We start from the raw sequence: 16,777 nt of genomic DNA on the forward strand, positions 1-16,777 counted from the left end.
CCGACAGCGCCAGCAGTACGGGCAGTACGGGCATACGAAACTGGGCGGTTCCGGAAGAACCGGAACCGCCCAGATCAGGTGCGCCGCCAGGGACTCGAACCCCGGACCCGCTGATTAAGAGTCAGCTGCTCTAACCAACTGAGCTAGCGGCGCCTGACTCGTCTCCTCGGCCTCTCGGCCGCGGCGACAAAAGAAATACTACCTGGTCCCAGGGGGTGCTCGTGACCACCTCCGCCCCGGCGGGGGCCACCGGCCCCGCCGGCCCCTCAGATCGTCAGCGAGAGCAGCACCGGGGCCGCCCTGCGATTGAGGGCGTCGGCCGCCTGGCGCAGCCGGTGGGCGTGCTCCAGCGGCATCGACAGCGCCAGGCATCCGACCGTGGCGCCCGCCGTGATCGGTACGGCCGCGCAGACCGTGCCGACGGCGTACTCCTGGAGGTCGAGCACCGGGACCGTGGGCGGCTGGCTGTCCAGCTTGTGGAACAGCACCTTCTCGTTGGTGATCGTCCGGGAGGTGAGCCGGGCGGTCTTGTGGCGCGAGAGGTGGTCCATGCGGCCGTCGTGGTCCAGCTGCGCGAGCAGGCACTTGCCGACCGCGCTGGCGTGCGCGGTGCGGCGGAACTCCGCCCATTCGTTCACCTTCGGTGCGCGCGGACCATCGGCGTAGTGCAGCACCTTGACCTCGCCGTCGATGTAACGGCTGATGTAGACCGCGGCACCGATGGTGTCCCGCAGGTCGGCGAGGGTGTGCTGCAGCTTGTCGCGCAGGGCCTGCTCGCGGTCGCCGCCGGAACCCAGCAGGACCAGCGCCTCGCCCACGACGTACGCGCCGTCGGCGACCTGTTCGACATAGCCCTCGCGGCGCAGCATCGACAGCAGATGGGCGAGATGCCCGGTGGGCAGTCCTGTCTCGCGCGCGATCTGCACATCGGTGACGCCACCGGAGTGCCGTGAGATGGTTTCGAGCACGCGAAGGGCGTACTGCACCGAATGGAACGGCGCGGTCGGCTCGGGCTTCAGCGCCACGGTGTCCCCCTAGCAGGTTGTGACCGCTTGCGTCGTCACCGTCGCAGGCGGTTACGAGCGGCGAGCATCACCGGCCGTTCCCCGCCAGCGGGGCTCGTACCACGATAGCGGTCAACGTGCCCCGCTGGAGGGGGTCTTGAAGGAAAAGCGGAGCGCCCCATGCGTCTGTGCAGGAGCGCGCCACCATGGCATATGTCAGAGTCATCATGGGGGCGGCCGGAAGCCGCCTCCGGATCCCTCCGGGCCCCTCCGTGTCCGCGGTCCCGCCGCGGGCGGCCCGGGGCGGCGCGGCGGGCGGTGCCGGGGTCGCGTAAATGGCGAGAATCATTGGCGGCTACATGTTGACCGAGAACCGCGCCGTTGGTTAGCTTTTCATCGAAGCCCTATCTGAGATTCGAAACGCGAGATGCGAACCCCGAACTCCACAGATAGGGCTGCTTCGTTGTTCAGAGTTGTGCAGAGTTGCTGCAATATCCCCCACGGGAAGGCGCATGGTGCATTTACGCCCGGACAACATCTTCCATCCCGACCACTATTCTTCGGTGCGGCTCCCCAGGGAACGGGCGAGCGCACTGCCGTCGTGGTGCTACACCGACGAGAGCTGGTTCCAGCGCGAGTTGGCGCGCGCATTCCGCCCGGCCTGGCACTTCATCGACCTGGCCACTTCCCTCCCCCGGCGCGGGGACTTCCTGACCGCCTCGCTCTTCGACGAGCCGATCATCGTGCTCAGGGACGACGACGGCGGCATCCGCGCCTACCGCAACTCCTGCCGGCACCGCGGATCGCTGCTCCTGGAAGCCGAGCAGGGCAACTGCCGGGCGATCCGGTGCCCGTTCCACAGCTGGACCTACGGCCTGGACGGGACGCTCCTGATGGCGCCGGGCACGGAGGAGGAGCACGACCGCTCCCGCCTCGGCGGCCTGGGGCGCAATCTGGTGCCGGTGCCGTGCGAGACCAGGGAAGGGCTGATCTTCGTGAATTTCGCGAAGGACGGTCACGTTTCCCTCGACGCCTATCTGGGCGACTACATCAAGCAGGTCGCCGAGCCGTACCGGACCTCCCGCATGGTGTGCACCCGGCGCCAGAGCTACAGCCTGCGCACGAACTGGAAGACGTATGCCGAAGTGGAACTGGAGACGCTGCACATCAAACATGTGCACCGGAAGTCCGTCATCGAGCAGAGCGTCTCCCAGCGGGATTCGGCGGGGCAGTGGTGCTGCGTGGTCAACACCGACCAGCCCACCCCCGCCCGCTTTCCCGACGCCAGGACCACCGGATTCCCCAAGGCGCAGGGCGCATACGGTCCCGCCGCCGAGGGCACGTACTTCTCCACGGTATTTCCCGGCTCCTTCCTGGTGACCGCCCCGGACTGCATGTGGTGGGTCCGCAAGACACCGCGCGCCCCCGACCGCACCGACCTCGACATCGGCTACTGCTTCCCGCGGGAGACCACCGAGCGCGCGGACTTCGAGGAGGTGGCCCAGGGGTACTACGACCGCTGGGACCACGTGGCGGGCGAGGACAACTGGATCACCGAGGTCCAGCAGCGCGGCTTTTACGGCGGCGAGCCCGGGTGCTACACACCCGAGGAATCGGTCGTGCACGTCCTCGACAACTGGATCCTCGACCGCGTGCTGAGCCACTGACGTGCCCGCCGCGGACACACCGGGGCGTACCTCCGCCGCCGCGTACGGATACCTGCTGACCACGACGGTGCTCTTCGGCAGCGCCATGGCGAGCTCGAAGGCCGTCGTGGGGCACGTCCCGCCCCAGGTGGGCGCCGCGCTGCGGTTCGGCGCGGGAGCGGTGGTGCTGCTGCTCCTGCTGGCCGCGCTGCGGGGCAGATCCGCCCCGCTCACCCGCGGCCAGGCCCTGCGGGCCGGACTCGTCGGGCTGCTGGGGGTCTTCGCCTACAACATCTTCTTCTTCTGGGGGCTCTCGCTGGCCCCGTCCATCGACGGCAGCGTCATCGTCCCCGTACTGAGCCCGGTGATCACCGTGGCCGCGCTGCTCGCGATGCGCCGGGAGTCCGCCTCGGCCGCCCGGATCGCGGGACTGGCTCTGGGCGTCGCGGGCGCGGTGGTCTTCTTCCTCGGCATCGGCGGCGGCGGGCCGCTGAGCGGCTCACGGCTGCTGGGCGACCTCGGCCTGCTGCTGGCCGCCGCGTCCTGGGCGGCGTACAGCATCGTCTCCAAGAACATGCTCAGCGGCATGGACCCGCTGCGCGCCACCACCTGGGCCACCGCCGTCGGCGCGCTCGCACTGGTGGTCCTGGCGCTGCCGCAGGCGCCCGAGGTGGACTGGGCGGCGCTGCCGGCGAGCATGTGGGGCAATGTGCTCTACCTGGCGGTGGGGCCGACCGCCGTCGCCTACCTCTTCTACTACCGCGCGCTGCGCGAGGTCAGCGCGTCCACGGCCACGATCATCATGCTGTCCATGCCGGTGGTCGGCATCGCCTGCTCCATGGCCTTCCTCGGCGAGTCCTTCACGGCCGTGCAGATCGCGGGCTCGGTGGTGATGCTGGTGGGCTCCGCGCTGGCGGTGTTCCAGCGCCGCTCCGGGTCCGTACGGCAGGCCCCGCCACCGGCCGTACGGACCGCCGCGCGACGCAAGGACGGCGCGGGGAGTTAGAGCCTGGGCCGGAGCACCGGCTCATAGCGGAGGAGGTCAACTACAGGACGGCGCCCAGGAATTCGCGGGTGCGCTCGTGTTCCGGCTCGGTGAAGATCCGCTCGGGCGGACCCGACTCGATGACCCGGCCGGCGTCGAACATCAGCACGCTGTCGGAGATGTCCCGGGCGAAGTTCATCTCGTGGGTGACGCACAGCATGGTGATGTCCGTGGTGTGCGCGATGTCCCGCAGCAGGTCCAGCACCCCGGCCACCAGCTCCGGGTCGAGCGCCGAGGTGACCTCGTCCAGCAGCAGGACCTGCGGGCGCATCGCCAGGGCGCGGGCGATGGCGACCCGCTGCTGCTGGCCGCCGGAGAGCTGCGAGGGGTACTTGTCGAGGTGGTCCTCCAGCCCGACCAGGCCCAGCAGTTCGCGTGCCCGCTCCTCGGCCTCGTCCTTGCCGAGCCCGAGCACATGCACCGGCGCCTCGGTGATGTTGCGCAGCACCTTCATGTTGGGGAAGAGGTTGAACTGCTGGAAGACCATGCCGATGTTCTTGCGCACCTCGCGGCAGTGCTTGTCGCCCGCCGGTACGAGCCGGCCGCCGCGCTCCTCGTGCGTGAGGTAGTCCTTGCCGACCCGGATCGTGCCCTCGTCCGGCTTCAGCAGCGTCATCAGCAGCCGCAGGATCGTGGTCTTGCCCGATCCGGAGGGCCCGATGAGGGTGACGTGCTTGCCCGCGGCGACGCTGAAGTCCAGGGAGTCCAGGACGGTATGGGCGCCGAAGCGCTTGGTGACGTTCTCGAAGCGGATCAGCTCCGTGCCCTCGGCGGCCGGATGCGAAGCCCGGTCGGCGGGGCCCTCGGGGGACGTGCTCTCAGCGGACAAGACGACGCTCCAGGGTGCGCAGAAGAAGAGAAGCGGTGAACGAGATGAGGATGAAGGCGACGCCGACGACCGTGAGGGGCTCGGTCATCCGGAAGGTCTGGGCCCCGAACATCCGCCCCTCGCCGAGCATTTCCAGGACGCCGATCGTGGAGATCATGGGGGAGTCCTTCAGCATGGCGATGACGTAGTTGCCCAGGGCCGGCGTGACCCGGCGGATCGCCTGCGGCAGGATCACCGCGATCCAGGTGCGGCCGCGCGGCAGGCTCAGCGCGGTCGCCGCCTCCCACTGCCCCTTGGGCACGCCGTCGATGCCGGCCCGGTAGACCTCGGCGGTGTACGTCGAGTAGTGCAGGCCCAGGCCGATCACGCCGGTGCTCAGCCCGGACAGCGTCAGGCCCCACTCCGGCAGCACGTAAAAGAAGAAGAACAGCTGCACCAGCAGCGGGGTGTTGCGGATGAACTCGGTGACGGCGACCACCGGCCAGCGCACCACGGCGAGCGAGGAGCGCTGCGCCAGCGCCCAGACCAGCCCCAGCGCGAAGGCGATCACCGTGCCCATCGCCAGCGCCTGGAGGGTGACCAGCACCCCGTCCCAGAAGCGCGGCATGAAGTCCGCGACCGCGGACCAGTCCCACTTCATCGCGTACCTCCCCCTGCGGGCCCCTGCCCGATGCCGGCCTTGGCCCGCCGCTCCACCACGCGCATCCCGCGGGTGAGAACGAAGGCGATCACGAAGTACATGAGCAGGATGACGGTGTAGACGGGGGCGCTCTCACCGGTGGCGTTGCGCACCAGCGAGGCGCCGAACGCGCTGTCGCCCACGCCCATGATCGAGACCAGCGCGGTGCCCTTGAGCAGCTCGATCAGCAGGTTGTTGAAGGGCGGGACCATGCCGGGCCACGCCTGCGGCAGGATGATCTTGCGCAGCTGCTGGGCGGGCGTGAAACTCAGCGCGATCCCCGCCTCGCGCTGTGCGGGCGCCACCGCCTTGATGGCGCCGCGTACGACCTCCGAGCCGTACGCGCCGTAGGACAGGCCCAGCGTCAGCACCGCCGCCCACATCGGCACCAGCTGCCAGCCGAAGGCGACCGGCAGCACGAAGAAGATCCAGAACATCAGGATCAGGGCCGAGGACCCGCGGAAGATCTCGAAGTACGCGCCCGCCAGGAAGCGGACGGTGCGCAGCCGGTGGGTGCGGGCGATGCCGATGCCGAAGGCGACCACCGCGGCCAGGGCCGCGCTGTAGAAGGTGAGCTGGAGGGTGACCCACAGGCCCGTCAGCAGATAGCGCTGGAACAGCTCCATGGTCATCGGCACAGTTCCTTCGCCGTGAGATCGGTCATCTCCGTCTCGGTGAAGGCGAAGGGCCGCATCAGGCGCAGGAGTTCGCCGCTCTTCTTCATCTTGTGCAGCTCGGCGTTGAACGCGTCGCGCAGCCGGGTCTCGCCGGGGCGGAAGGCGAACGCGCCCGCGTTGTACTGCGGTTCGCCCTTGAGCGTCGGGCGGAACGGCTCGGTCATCTCCACCCGGCCGCTCCTGGACTGCCGTACCGCGATACGGGTGCCGATGCTGGTGGCGGCGAAGGCGTCCACCCGGCCCTGCTCGACGGCGAGCAGTCCGGCCAGCTGGTCGGGGTAGATCTCGATGTCCTCGCGGGGGATGCCGGCGTCCACGGCGTAGGCGATCTCGCCGTACCCGGTGCCGCTGGCCAGCCGCGCGCCGCTCTTCTTCACGTCCTCGTACGTGCGCAGCTTCTTCGGGTTGCCCTTGCGGACGATCATCGCGTCCTGCGCGGAGTACTCGGGGTCGGCGAAGAGCACCTGCGCACAGCGCTCCGGGGTGATGAACATGCCCGCGGAGATCACGTCCAGCTGCTGGGAGTTGAGGCCGGGGATGAGCGACCCGAACTCGGTGGGCACCGGCTGGACCTTCGCCACGCCCAGCCGTTTGAAGATCACCTTCGCGATCTCCGGCGCCTCGCCGGTCAGATCGCCCTGCATGTCGATGTAGCCGAAGGGCTTCTCGCCGGCGATGCCCAGCTTCACCGTGCCCTGCTCGCGCAGCCGCTCCAGCAGGCTGCCCCCGCTGAGGGCGTCCCCGGTGGGCACCCGGCTGCAGGCGCCCGCCGCCGCCACGGTGCCGAGCGCCGCTACCCCCGCGAGCAGCGTGCGGCGCCGTGGACGGGCCGTCAGCGGGCCGGAAGGCGGCGGATCCTGGGCGCCCGGCGCACCGAGGCGCCCCCGTACGGTCGTTGACGTCTTCCCCTGTGATGGAGCCATGGGCGCGCGGCTACCCTGAGCCGCGCAACCTATGCCGGTGGTTTCCAGCCCCTGATGCACCCGTACGGAGATATTCCGTACGCGCCGATTGCCCCCCTACGATCCGCACATGACCGATCGCTTCATCGAAGTCTCCCTGGACAAGCGGGGCGTCAGCTGCACCGCCCGGCTCCTCGACGACCGTGCACCGATCACCTGTGCCGCCGTGTGGGACGCGCTCCCGCTGGGCGGCGACGTCTACCACGCCAAATACGCCCGCAACGAGATCTACGCCCTACTGCCGCCGTTCGCCCCCGCCGAGCCGCCCCTGGAGAACCCGACCATCACCCCCATCCCGGGCGACCTGTGCTATTTCACCTTCTCCGAGACCCAGTTGGGCACGGCCTCCTACGGCTACGAGTCCCACGCCAAGCACCAGGGCCGCGCCACCGTCGTGGACCTCGCGCTCTTCTACGAGCGCAACAACCTCCTGATCAACGGTGACGCGGGCTGGGTGCCGGGCATCGTGTGGGGCACGGTCGTGGACGGCCTGGAGCGGATGGCGGAGGCCTGCCAGGACCTGTGGCGGGCCGGAGCGCTGGGGGAGAGCCTCAACTTCCGCCGGGCGTAGCCGGTTCGGGGACGGCGGCGGCGCCCGCCTCGTACAGGGCGTGTGCGGCGCGCAGCACCAGCGCGTCGGCGTGCCGGGCGCCGACCAGCTGTACCCCGATGGGCAGCCCGTCGCCGTCCACGCCGCAGGGCACGGTGGCGGCGGGCTGCTGGGTCATGTTGAAGGGGTAGGTGAACGGCGTCCAGCCCGTCCAGCGGGTGTGCCCCGAGCCGCCCGGCACCTCGGCGCCCGCCTCGAAGGCCGTGATCGGCTCGGTCGGCGTCAGCAGCAGGTCGTAGGTGCCGTGGAAGCGCCCCATCGCCGCGCCGAGCGCCGCCCGCACGTCCACCGCCGCCAGATAGTCCAACGCGCTGTAGCGGGCGCCCTGTTCGCAGATCTCGCGCAGCCCCGGGTCCAGCAGCGCCCGGCCCTCCTCGCTCAGGGGCTGCACCACCCGCGCCGCCCCGCTGAACCACAGGGTGTGGAAGGCCTCCACCGGGTCGGCGACGGGCGGGTCGCTCTCCTCGACGTGCGCGCCCAGGCCGGCGAGGCGCTCCGCCACGGCGCGTACCGCCGCCGCGACCGCCGGCCGCACGGGCACGTCCCAGCCCAGCGAGGGGCTGTAGGCCACCCTCAGCCCGGACACCGGCCCGGCCAGGGCCTGTTGGCAGGTGCCGGGCGCCAGCGGCCCCAGCTGGGACCAGTCGCGCCAGTCCGCCCCGGTGATCACATCCATCAGCAGGGCGGCGTCCGCCGCGTCCCGGGTCATCGGCCCCACGTGCGCCAGCGTCCCGAACGGGCTGGAGGGGTACAGCGGCACCCGCCCGTACGTCGGCTTCAGCCCGAAGATCCCGCAGAAGGACGCCGGGATACGCACCGAGCCGCCGCCGTCCGTGCCCAGGCTCAGCGGCCCGGCGCCCAGCGCCACCGCCGCCGCGCTGCCGCCGCTGGAGCCGCCCGCGGTGCGCGAGGGGTCGTGCGGATTGCCCGTCACGCCGTGCAGCGGGCTGTCGGTGACGCCCTTCCAGCCGAACTCCGGCGTGGTCGTCTTGCCCACGAACACCGCGCCGTGCTCGCGCAGCCGCGCCACCGAGGGCGCGTCCTCGGCCCAGGACGAGCTCTGTGCGGGGATGGTCCTGGAGCCGCGCAGCGTCGGCAGGCCCCGGGTCAGCAGCAGGTCCTTGACGGTCACCGGCACCCCGTCCAGCAGCCCGGCGGGGCGGCCCGCGCGCCAGCGCTCCTCGGACTCCTTGGCGGCGTTCAGCGCCAGCTCCCCGTCGATCCGGGTGAAGGCGTTCACCAGGCGCTGTGCCGCCTCGGCCCGCTCCAGTACGGCCTCGGTCACCTCCACGGGGGAGAACTCGCCCGCCGCGTATCCGGCGGTCAGCCGCCGGGCGGTGAGCTGGTCGAGGCGTGCTGCCCCGCTCTGCTGGGTCATCGGTCCCTCCACACTTCACGGGCCCGCCGCGGCCCGGAGCAGCGGCGGACGGCGGACACCGGCTCTCACCCCACCGGTACGTACCCCAGCCGCTTGTCGACCACGTTGACCAGGGGCTCCCCGGCCGTCCAGCGGTCGAAGTTGTCCACGAACTGGGCGGCCAGCGCATCGCGCCAGCCCACCGTGTCACCGCTCATGTGCGGCGAGACGATCAGATGCGGCACGTCCCACAACGGGCTCTCGGCGCCGAGCGGTTCGCGCTCGAAGACGTCCAGCGCCGCCGCGGCGATCCGCCACTCCCGCAGCGCCGCGACCAGGTCCTCCTCGACCACCAGCGGCCCGCGCCCGACGTTGATGAAGCGGGCCGCGGACGGCATACGGTCGAACGCCGCGCGCCCGAACATGCCCCGGGTCTCCTCGGTCAGCGGGGCCGCGCACACCACCCAGTCCGCCTGCCCCAGCAGGCCGTCGAGCGCCCCGATGCCGTGGACCGAGCCGAATTCGGGGTCCTCGGCCCGCGCGCCGCGCCCCACCAGCTCCACGCGTACCCCCAGCGCCGCCAGGGTGCGGCCGATCGCCCGCCCGATGGGCCCGGAGCCCACCACGACCGCGCGCGTCCCGGCCAGCCGCAGCGTCTCGCGGTGCTGCCAGCGCCGCTGCCGCTGCAGCTCCCAACTCCCGTAGAAATCCTTGGCCATGGCGAGGACGAGACCGGCGACGTACTCCGCGATGGGCTGCTCGAAGACGCCGCGCGCGTTGGTCACCAGCGTCTCGTCCGCGATCAGCTCGGGGCACAGCAGCCGGTCCACGCCCGCGCTGGCCGTGTGCACCCACGCGGGCCGCGGCCCGCCGCAGGGCCAGGCGCCGCGCACCGCGTCGGAGGTGAAGTCCCACACCAACAGCGCGTCGGCATCGGGAAGTTGAGCGGCCAGGGTCTTGTCGTCGGCGAAGACCACCCGCGCGCGGCCGGAGAGCGCGTCGAGCTTGGGGGTGGGTTCGCGGCCGAGGACGAGGAGGGTCGGGAGAGAGGAAACGGTGCTTTCGGACATTGGCCAGAAACCGTTCTGAAACGAGAGCCCGGTTAGCTGAAACAGGGCGCCGACAGATGCCTGAGATGCGAGGATTGACCACGCTAAGAAGTCGTAACTACCGTGTCAACAACGGCTCTGTCCCGACGTCCCGGCCACTGCCGGCAGCTGAAAAATCACGGGCCGATGGCCTGCCCTCTCGTCCCTCCGTTTCTTCTTGGGGCCAGCATGGACGTCTCTTTTCTGGGGGGCCCGCAGCCGCAGCGCGGCGTGGGGGTCGTAGCGCCCTTCGACTTCGCACTCGACCGGGAGCTGTGGCGCTGGGTCCCCGGCGAGGTCTCCCTCCACCTCACCCGCACCCCCTTCGTACCCGTCGAGGTCAGCCTCGACCTGGCCCGCCTGGTCAGCGAGCACGAGACGCTGCGCGAGGCGGTCCGCGCGCTGTGCGCGATCTCCCCGCAGGTCGTCTCCTACGCCTGCACCTCGGGCAGTTTCGTCGGCGGCCTGGCGGGCGAGCGCGCCATGTGCGCCGCCATGACCCAGGCCGGCGAGCTGCCCTCGCTGACCACCTCGGGGGCGCTGCTGCAGGCGCTGGGCGAGATCGGCGCGCGGCGCATCGCGGTGGTCACCCCGTACACCAAATCGGTCACCGACTCCCTGGAGGACTACCTCGCCGAGGCGGGCATCACGGTCACAGGCCGCGCCTACCTCGGCCTGACCAGCCACATCTGGAAGGTCCCCTACCGCGATGTGGTCGACATGGCCCGCCAGGCGGTGATCGGCGCGGCCGACGCGCTCTTCATCAGCTGTACGAACCTGCCGACCTACGACGTCATCCCGCAGCTGGAGGCCGAGCTGCGGATGCCGGTCCTGTCGGCCAACCAGGTCACGATGTGGGCGGCGCTGCGCGCCATCGGCGCCCAGGCGGTCGGCCCGTACCAGGCACTGCTGGACCCGGTGGCCAGACGCGGACCGGCCGCGATGTCCGCCGCCCCCGACGGCGGGCAGCCCGCCGCCCCCGAGGCGGCCTTCGCGGGCCCGCCCGCGCCGCCGCCGGAGGCCGACCAGGCCGAGGGCGCGGATTCCCCGCCCTTTCTCCCGGACGACCCGGGCCCCCTGCCGCCCGGCTAGATGTGCAGTTGACACCCCCCGACTCAGAGGAGATGCGCATGGCAACGGTCGGCTTCCTCTACCCCGGCCACTCCGCGGAGGACGACTACCCCCGCCTGGCCTCCCTGCTGGGCGAGGAGATCCGCTTCCCGCTGGTCCACACCGACATCGGCGAGGACGCCCACCGGGTGGACGCCCTGCTGGAGATGGGCTCCGCGCGCCGCCTGGCCGCCGGCGTCGGCGACCTGGTGGCCCAGGGGGCCGAGGCGGTGATGTGGGCCTGTACGAGCGCCAGCTTCGTCTTCGGCTGGGACGGCGCCCACGCCCAGGTCCGCGAGCTGTCGATCACCGCTGGGCTGCCCGCCTCCAGCACCTCCTTCGCCTTCGCGCACGCCGTCCGCGCGCTGGGCGCCGAGCGGGTGGCCATCGCCGCCACCTACCCCGGCGACGTCGCCGAGCACTTCCGCGGCTTCTTGAAGTCGGCGGGCATCGAGGTGGTCGCCACCCGCGGCAGCGGGATCATCACCGCCGCAGAGGTGGGCACCTGGGGCCTGGAAGAGGTCCTGCACCTGGCGCGTACGGGCGACCATCCCGACGCCGAGGCGGTGCTGCTCCCCGACACCGCCCTGCACACCGCGGCCCACCTGCCCGCCCTGGAGGCGGAGCTGCACAAGCCGGTGCTCACCGCCAACCAGGTCACCGTCTGGGAGGGCCTGCGGCTGCTGGAGCGCGAGGTGCGCTGCCCGGCACTGGGCACCCTCTTCGCCCGTCCGGGCACGGGCAGCGGGTCGGCCCCGCCGGAGCGCGAGCTGCGGTACGGGCCCATGGGGTGACCCCGGCCGGAAGGAGCCGGCGGCGCGGGAATAAACGGAGCGCTACTCCGGTTACCTGGGGCGACGACCCGCGACCAAGGAGGACCCGCACCGTGAGCGGCGACCGTGACGAGACCCTGGGCCACGACGAGATCCGGGGCCGTGCCCTGGGCACGGCCCCCGTCCCCCTGTCCGTACTCGACCTGGTGACGGTCGGCGCCGGGCGCACCGCGTCCGACGCCCTGCGCACCTCCGTCGACATCGCCCGTACGGCCGAGCGGCGCGGCTTCCACCGCTACTGGGTCGCCGAGCACCACTCCATGCCGGGCGTCGCCTCCTCCTCCCCGGCGGTGCTGCTGGCCCACCTCGCCGCGCACACCGCCACCATCCGGCTCGGCTCCGGCGGCGTCATGCTGCCCAACCACGCGCCGCTGGTGATCGCCGAGCAGTTCGGGACCCTGGAGGCGATGGCGCCGGGCCGCGTCGACCTGGGCCTGGGCCGGGCTCCCGGCACCGACGGCGCCACCGCCGCGGCGCTGCGCCGCACCGAGCGCCTGCACGAGGGGGCAGACGATTTCCCCCAGCAGCTGGCCGAGCTGATCCGCTTCCTGGACGACGACTTCCCCGACGGCCACCCCTACTCCCGTATCCACGCTGTCCCGGGCCCCGTCCAGGCCACCTCACCGGGCGGCGTCCAGTCCGCCCACCGCCCGCCCGTCTGGCTGCTGGGCTCCTCCGGCTTCAGCGCCCAGCTGGCGGGCCGGCTCGGCCTCCCCTTCGCCTTCGCCCACCACTTCTCCGCGGCCAACACCGTCCCGGCGCTGGACCTGTACCGCCGGCACTTCCGCCCCTCCGCGGTCCTGGACGCGCCCTACGCCCTGATCGGCGTCTCCGCGCTGGCCACCGCCACCGAGGCCGAGGCCCGCCGCGAGGTGATGACCGGCGCGCTGTCCATGCTGCGGCTGCGCACCGGCCGCCCCGGCCTGATCCCCACCCCCGAGGAGGCCGAGGCCTACGAGTTCGGCGCCGCGGAGCGGGACTTCGTGGACAGCTGGCTGAGCAATGTCATCCACGGCACCCCCGACGCCGTACGCGAGGGCCTGAACGCCCTGGCCAAGCGCACCGGCGCCGACGAGCTCATGATCACCGCCAACGCCCACGGCGGCGACGCCCGCCTGCGCTCCTACGACCTGATAGCGGACGCCTACGACCTGCCGGTGGCCTGACGGCGGTGACCCCGGCACCTGCGCGGCGCCGGGGTCGCGCCCCTTCAGGGGCGCGGGGCCGTGTCGATCTGCGGCTCTGCCGCGTGGGCGCGGTCGGCCCCCACCGGCCCGCAGCCGCAGCGCCTTCGGAAGCCTCTGTCCGCCCCAGCGACGCGGCGGACAGAGCCGCACTGCCCTCAGGAGGCTTTCGGCCGCCCGCCGGCCCGCAGCAGCGCCGACACCTGATCCGGCGGTACGGGCCGGGAGTACAGCCAGCCCTGGCCCGTGTCGCAGCCGATGCGCCGCAGCCGCTCGGCCTGCTCCGCGCTCTCCACGCACTCCGCCGTGACGGTCAGCCCGAGCCGGTGCGCCAGCGCCACCAGGGCCTCCACGATCGTCTCGTCCGCGGGGTTGGGGTGCTCCTGCGCGCGGAAGCCGCGTACGAAGGAGCCGTCCAGCTTCAGGACGGAGACCGGCAGCCGGCTGAGGTAGGCCAGGTTGGAGTAGCCGGTGCCGAAGTCGTCGATCGCGATGCGTACGCCCATGTCGCTCAGCGCCTGAAGGGCCTGGAGCGGGCGGCCCGCCGAGCCCATGACCGCGGACTCCGTCAGCTCCAGCTGGAGCAGCTCGGGCGGCAGCCCGGTCTCGGCCAGGATGCCCGCCACGTCCGCGACCAGGTCGGAGTCCCAGACCTGGCGTACGGCCACGTTCACGCTCACGAACAGCGGCTCCTCGGCGGGCCTGGCCAGCTGCCAGGCGCGCGCCTGGTGGCAGGCCCGCTCCAGGACCCAGCGCCCCAGCTCGACGATGGCGCCGTTCTCCTCGGCCAGTCCGATGAACCGATTCGGCGACAGTGTTCCGAATTGCGGGTGCCGCCAGCGCACCAGCGCCTCCACGCCGTGCGCCCGCCCGTCGCCCAGGTCCACCAGCGGCTGGTACTCCAGCGTGAACTCGCCGCGCTCCACGGCGGGGCGCAGGGTGCTGGACAGGGCCTGGCGGGTCATCCGGTGCGCGTTGCGCTCGGGGTCGAAGAGCGTCCAGCGGGCCTTGCCGTCCTCCTTGGCCCAGTACAGCGTGGTGTCGGCGGCCTGCATCAGCCCGGTGGCGGTGGTCCCGGCCGCGGCCCGCTCCACCACGCCGATGCTCGCCGACACCGACAGCCGCTGCCCGGCCAGGTCGAACGGCCGCTGGAGGGTGTCCAGTACGGCCTGCGCCAGCTCGGAGAGCTGCTCGGTGCCGGTGGAGTCCTCCACCAGCAGCGCGAACTCGTCGCCGCCCAGGCGCGCCACCAGATGCCCGGCCCGGCCCAGGTGCCCGCCGCGCTCGGTCATCCGCTCCGCGCAGCGGGTCAGCCGCTGGGCCACCGCGCTCAGCAGCCGGTCGCCGATGCGGTGGCCGAGGGTGTCGTTGACGGCCTTGAAGCCGTCCAGGTCCAGGTAGCACAGGCCGATCCGGCCCGTACCGCCCTGCTCGTACGCGGCGGCCTCCAGGGTGCACGAGAGCCGCTCGAAGAACAGCGAGCGGTTGGGCAGCCGGGTCACCGGGTCGTGCATCTGCAGATGGCGCAGTCTCGCCAGTAGATCGTGCCGGTCGCTGACATCCGCGACGGAGAGCAGAACGCGTTCCTCACCGGCCAGGGGCTCGACGGTCACCTCGACCCACACCGAGTGGCCCGCGGGGTGCTTGAGGCGGCGGGTGCAGCGCAGCCGGTCGCTGCGTCCGCACAGCACCTCGCGGTAGGCGGTCCAGATGCGCGGGTCCGCGCCGAGGTCGGTCAGGTCGGCCGCGGTGGCGGCGACCAGCTCCTCGGGCTCGGTGCCGACCAGCTCGCCGAAGGCGGAGTTGGCGGCGAGGACCAGGCCGTCGCGGTTCAGGATCGCCATGGGCAGGCGGGCGGCCCCGAACCCGCGGCGATAGTCGCCGGGGGCGGCCGCCGAACCGTCGGGGGAGTCGGTGGAGGCGGCGGCGCAGGCTGCCGGTCCGCCGTTCGCACCGCCGGACCCTTTGGTCGCCTCGTTACGTTCTGTCACCGCGGAAAGCGTTGCTCCGGGCGCGCGGCCCGTGCCGTCGGGGTATCCGCTCACTGCTCGCTCCCGCTTGGCGCTTGTCTCGTGATGAAGGGGGAATTCGCGCTGGAAAGTGTGGCGATCATAGAGGCTGGCGCGACGGCCGATCCAGCGACGCAGCCGTGATCATCGGCACCTGTGACGGAAGATGGGCCTTTTTTGCGCGGCTGAGTTCATGTCCATGGCACCTATGACCGGTTGTGACGTTGCGTAACGGCCGAGGGCAGGGAATCGGTCACTCATCCGGCCCCCCGGAACAGGACGAACAACTGCATATCGACGGAGGCTGAGTGGGGTGTTCCGATTCGGTCACGGGAGGTCGATGTGGTGCGCGTCCAGACACCCGAGGGGGTGGACCGCCGTCGTTTGCGCCGGGGCGCCGCCCTCGCCACCTCTCTTGGTGCGCTGATCGCCACCTCGATCGTCGCCGGTCCCGTCAGGGCCTCCGAGGCCTCGCACGCCTGTGCCCTGACCCGTACGAGCGCCCACCACTCCGAGGGCCTGGACTCCTGGAACACCGCCTATCCCCGGCCGGTACGCGCCCTCGACGCGGTGATGATCTTCCTGTCCTTCCCGGACTCCGACCCCATGGCCGCCCCGGGGGACCTGGCCGCCGACTACTTCCCGGCCACCTCCCGCTTCTTCGACCGCGCCTCCTACGGGAAGTTCACCCTGCGCCCGCACATCGAGAAGCGCTGGGTGGCCATGCCGCAGGACTCGGCGGACTACGCGATACAGCGCGACTGGGAGGCCGGCCGGCGCACCGCCTACCTCAAGGACGCGGTCGCCGCCGCCGACCCCACGGTCGACTTCAGCCGCTACGACATCGTCTACTTCGTCGCCGACCCGGACGCCCCCGGCGTCGACTCCGACGCCACCAAGGTCGTCAACCTCGACCGCCCGCTGCGCGCCGACGGCACCGCCCTGCGCCGCTTCGTGACGGTCTTCGAGCAGACCCCGCCGGACCGCAACGTCCTCGCCCACGAGACCGGCCACGTCTTCGACCTGCCCGACCTCTACAGCCGTCCGGTCGACGGCAAGGGCGACTGGGACACCTATGTGGGGGACTGGGACCTCATGGGCAGCCAGTTCGGGCTGGCCCCCGACCCCTTCGCCTGGCACAAATGGAAGCTCGGCTGGCTCAACGGCGGCCAGGTGGAGTGCGCCGCGCCGGCCCGCACCGGGATGCACACCCTGCGCCCGCTGTCCGCCCCGATGGAGCCCGGCGACGAGCGGCGGGCCCGGCTGCTGGTGGTGCGTACGGGCCCCAGCAGCGTGCTCGCCATCGAGGCGCGCGGGGCGCGGGGCAACGACACGTGGATGTGCGCCGAGGGCGTGCTGGTCTACCGGGTGCGCAGCGAGACGGCCTCCGGCGGCGGGCCCGTACAGGTGCTGGACGGGCACCCGGACACCGAGGCCTGCCCGGCCACCTCGGTCTACCCGGCGCTCGCGGACGCGCCGCTGGGTGTGGGGGAGAGCCTGGACGTCGCCGAGGACGGCGTACGGATCCAGGTGAGCGGGCGCACGGCGAGCGGCGACTGGAACGTCAAGGTCGTCCGCGGCTGAGCTGCGAGAGGTGCGCGGATACCGCGCGGATACCGCGCGGATACGCCGAAGGCCCCCACCGAGGTGGGGGCCTTCGACCGTCTGTGCGCCGCCAGGGACTCGAACCCCGGACCCGCTGATTAAGAGTCAGCTGCTCTAACCAACTGAGCTAGCGGCGCCT

At 71.8% G+C, this 16,777-nt stretch carries 15 protein-coding genes and 2 tRNA genes; 7 read left to right on the plus strand and 10 right to left on the minus strand.

What is annotated here, in order from left to right; all coding sequences use genetic code 11:
- Positions 1 to 79: 79 nt before the first annotated feature.
- Positions 80 to 153, minus strand: a tRNA-Lys gene (locus AC4IJH_RS38050).
- A gap of 113 nt (positions 154 to 266) precedes the next feature.
- Positions 267 to 1,025, minus strand: coding sequence for an IclR family transcriptional regulator (locus tag AC4IJH_RS38055; RefSeq protein WP_490856553.1), 759 nt, complete (start codon positions 1,023 to 1,025; stop codon positions 267 to 269).
- A gap of 491 nt (positions 1,026 to 1,516) precedes the next feature.
- Here AC4IJH_RS38055 and AC4IJH_RS38060 point away from each other — a divergent pair, with 491 nt between their 5' ends.
- The gene (locus AC4IJH_RS38060; RefSeq protein ID WP_490856554.1) at positions 1,517 to 2,671 is read left to right on the plus strand and encodes an aromatic ring-hydroxylating oxygenase subunit alpha; all 1,155 of its coding nucleotides are present in this window, start codon (positions 1,517 to 1,519) and stop codon (positions 2,669 to 2,671) included.
- A 1-nt stretch (position 2,672) separates the two neighbouring features.
- Positions 2,673 to 3,656, plus strand: a complete 984-nt coding sequence (locus AC4IJH_RS38065; protein WP_490856555.1) for a DMT family transporter — start codon at positions 2,673 to 2,675, stop codon at positions 3,654 to 3,656.
- 40 nt (positions 3,657 to 3,696) lie between these two features.
- Here the strand turns inward: AC4IJH_RS38065 and ehuA are convergent, their stop codons facing one another.
- Genes ehuA through ehuB form a run of 4 tightly spaced genes read right to left on the minus strand, consistent with a single transcriptional unit; the run spans position 3,697 to position 6,803 of the window.
- On the minus strand, positions 3,697 to 4,524 hold the full coding sequence (gene ehuA, locus AC4IJH_RS38070) for an ectoine/hydroxyectoine ABC transporter ATP-binding protein EhuA (protein ID WP_490856556.1): 828 nt from the start codon (positions 4,522 to 4,524) through the stop codon (positions 3,697 to 3,699).
- Positions 4,514 to 5,164, minus strand: a complete 651-nt coding sequence (ehuD, locus tag AC4IJH_RS38075; protein ID WP_490856557.1) for an ectoine/hydroxyectoine ABC transporter permease subunit EhuD — start codon at positions 5,162 to 5,164, stop codon at positions 4,514 to 4,516. Before ehuD ends, ehuA begins: the two co-directional genes overlap by 11 nt.
- On the minus strand, positions 5,161 to 5,835 hold the full coding sequence (gene ehuC, locus AC4IJH_RS38080) for an ectoine/hydroxyectoine ABC transporter permease subunit EhuC (protein WP_490856558.1): 675 nt from the start codon (positions 5,833 to 5,835) through the stop codon (positions 5,161 to 5,163). Before ehuC ends, ehuD begins: the two co-directional genes overlap by 4 nt.
- The gene (gene ehuB / locus AC4IJH_RS38085; RefSeq protein WP_490856559.1) at positions 5,832 to 6,803 is read right to left on the minus strand and encodes an ectoine/hydroxyectoine ABC transporter substrate-binding protein EhuB; all 972 of its coding nucleotides are present in this window, start codon (positions 6,801 to 6,803) and stop codon (positions 5,832 to 5,834) included. Before ehuB ends, ehuC begins: the two co-directional genes overlap by 4 nt.
- Before the next feature lie 109 nt (positions 6,804 to 6,912).
- Here ehuB and AC4IJH_RS38090 point away from each other — a divergent pair, with 109 nt between their 5' ends.
- The gene (locus AC4IJH_RS38090) at positions 6,913 to 7,413 is read left to right on the plus strand and encodes a DUF3830 family protein (RefSeq protein ID WP_490856560.1); all 501 of its coding nucleotides are present in this window, start codon (positions 6,913 to 6,915) and stop codon (positions 7,411 to 7,413) included.
- Here the strand turns inward: AC4IJH_RS38090 and AC4IJH_RS38095 are convergent.
- Complete coding sequence (locus AC4IJH_RS38095) at positions 7,394 to 8,830, minus strand: amidase (RefSeq protein WP_490856561.1); 1,437 nt, start codon at positions 8,828 to 8,830, stop codon at positions 7,394 to 7,396. The two genes, AC4IJH_RS38090 and AC4IJH_RS38095, sit on opposite strands and share 20 nt — an antisense overlap.
- Before the next feature lie 65 nt (positions 8,831 to 8,895).
- Positions 8,896 to 9,879: a D-2-hydroxyacid dehydrogenase gene (locus AC4IJH_RS38100; protein ID WP_490856562.1), complete on the minus strand. Its 984-nt coding sequence runs from the start codon at positions 9,877 to 9,879 to the stop codon at positions 8,896 to 8,898.
- A 207-nt stretch (positions 9,880 to 10,086) separates the two neighbouring features.
- Here AC4IJH_RS38100 and AC4IJH_RS38105 point away from each other — a divergent pair, with 207 nt between their 5' ends.
- The 3 genes from AC4IJH_RS38105 (at position 10,087) to AC4IJH_RS38115 (ending at position 13,006) form a co-directional block, all read left to right on the plus strand.
- The gene (locus tag AC4IJH_RS38105) at positions 10,087 to 10,989 is read left to right on the plus strand and encodes a maleate cis-trans isomerase family protein (RefSeq protein ID WP_490856563.1); all 903 of its coding nucleotides are present in this window, start codon (positions 10,087 to 10,089) and stop codon (positions 10,987 to 10,989) included.
- Positions 10,990 to 11,027: 38 nt separating this feature from the next.
- Positions 11,028 to 11,801 (plus strand): maleate cis-trans isomerase family protein, encoded by a 774-nt coding sequence (locus AC4IJH_RS38110; RefSeq protein WP_490856564.1) that lies wholly within the window; start codon positions 11,028 to 11,030, stop codon positions 11,799 to 11,801.
- Between the two features lie 92 nt (positions 11,802 to 11,893).
- Positions 11,894 to 13,006, plus strand: a complete 1,113-nt coding sequence (locus AC4IJH_RS38115; protein WP_490856565.1) for an LLM class flavin-dependent oxidoreductase — start codon at positions 11,894 to 11,896, stop codon at positions 13,004 to 13,006.
- Between the two features lie 176 nt (positions 13,007 to 13,182).
- Here the strand turns inward: AC4IJH_RS38115 and AC4IJH_RS38120 are convergent, their stop codons facing one another.
- Positions 13,183 to 15,015: a putative bifunctional diguanylate cyclase/phosphodiesterase gene (locus AC4IJH_RS38120; protein ID WP_490856566.1), complete on the minus strand. Its 1,833-nt coding sequence runs from the start codon at positions 15,013 to 15,015 to the stop codon at positions 13,183 to 13,185.
- Positions 15,016 to 15,375: 360 nt separating this feature from the next.
- On the opposite strand from AC4IJH_RS38120, the gene AC4IJH_RS38125 reads away from it, so the two are divergent.
- Positions 15,376 to 16,617, plus strand: a complete 1,242-nt coding sequence (locus tag AC4IJH_RS38125) for a M6 family metalloprotease domain-containing protein (protein WP_490856567.1) — start codon at positions 15,376 to 15,378, stop codon at positions 16,615 to 16,617.
- A gap of 84 nt (positions 16,618 to 16,701) precedes the next feature.
- Here AC4IJH_RS38125 and AC4IJH_RS38130 read toward each other — a convergent pair.
- Positions 16,702 to 16,775: transfer RNA gene (locus AC4IJH_RS38130), tRNA-Lys, on the minus strand.
- Positions 16,776 to 16,777: the final 2 nt, after the last annotated feature.

It is taken from the genome of Streptomyces sp. UF-297 (assembly GCF_058245575.1).

Coding starts and splice junctions, on each gene's coding strand:
- AC4IJH_RS38060 (WP_490856554.1), top strand. CDS start 1,517: ATGGTGCATTTACGCCCGGACAACATCTTCCATCCCGACCACTATTCT.
- ehuD (WP_490856557.1), bottom strand. CDS start 5,164: ATGAAGTGGGACTGGTCCGCGGTCGCGGACTTCATGCCGCGCTTCTGG.
- ehuC (WP_490856558.1), bottom strand. CDS start 5,835: ATGACCATGGAGCTGTTCCAGCGCTATCTGCTGACGGGCCTGTGGGTC.
- ehuB (WP_490856559.1), bottom strand. CDS start 6,803: ATGGCTCCATCACAGGGGAAGACGTCAACGACCGTACGGGGGCGCCTC.
- AC4IJH_RS38090 (WP_490856560.1), top strand. CDS start 6,913: ATGACCGATCGCTTCATCGAAGTCTCCCTGGACAAGCGGGGCGTCAGC.
- AC4IJH_RS38095 (WP_490856561.1), bottom strand. CDS start 8,830: ATGACCCAGCAGAGCGGGGCAGCACGCCTCGACCAGCTCACCGCCCGG.
- AC4IJH_RS38100 (WP_490856562.1), bottom strand. CDS start 9,879: ATGTCCGAAAGCACCGTTTCCTCTCTCCCGACCCTCCTCGTCCTCGGC.
- AC4IJH_RS38105 (WP_490856563.1), top strand. CDS start 10,087: ATGGACGTCTCTTTTCTGGGGGGCCCGCAGCCGCAGCGCGGCGTGGGG.
- AC4IJH_RS38110 (WP_490856564.1), top strand. CDS start 11,028: ATGGCAACGGTCGGCTTCCTCTACCCCGGCCACTCCGCGGAGGACGAC.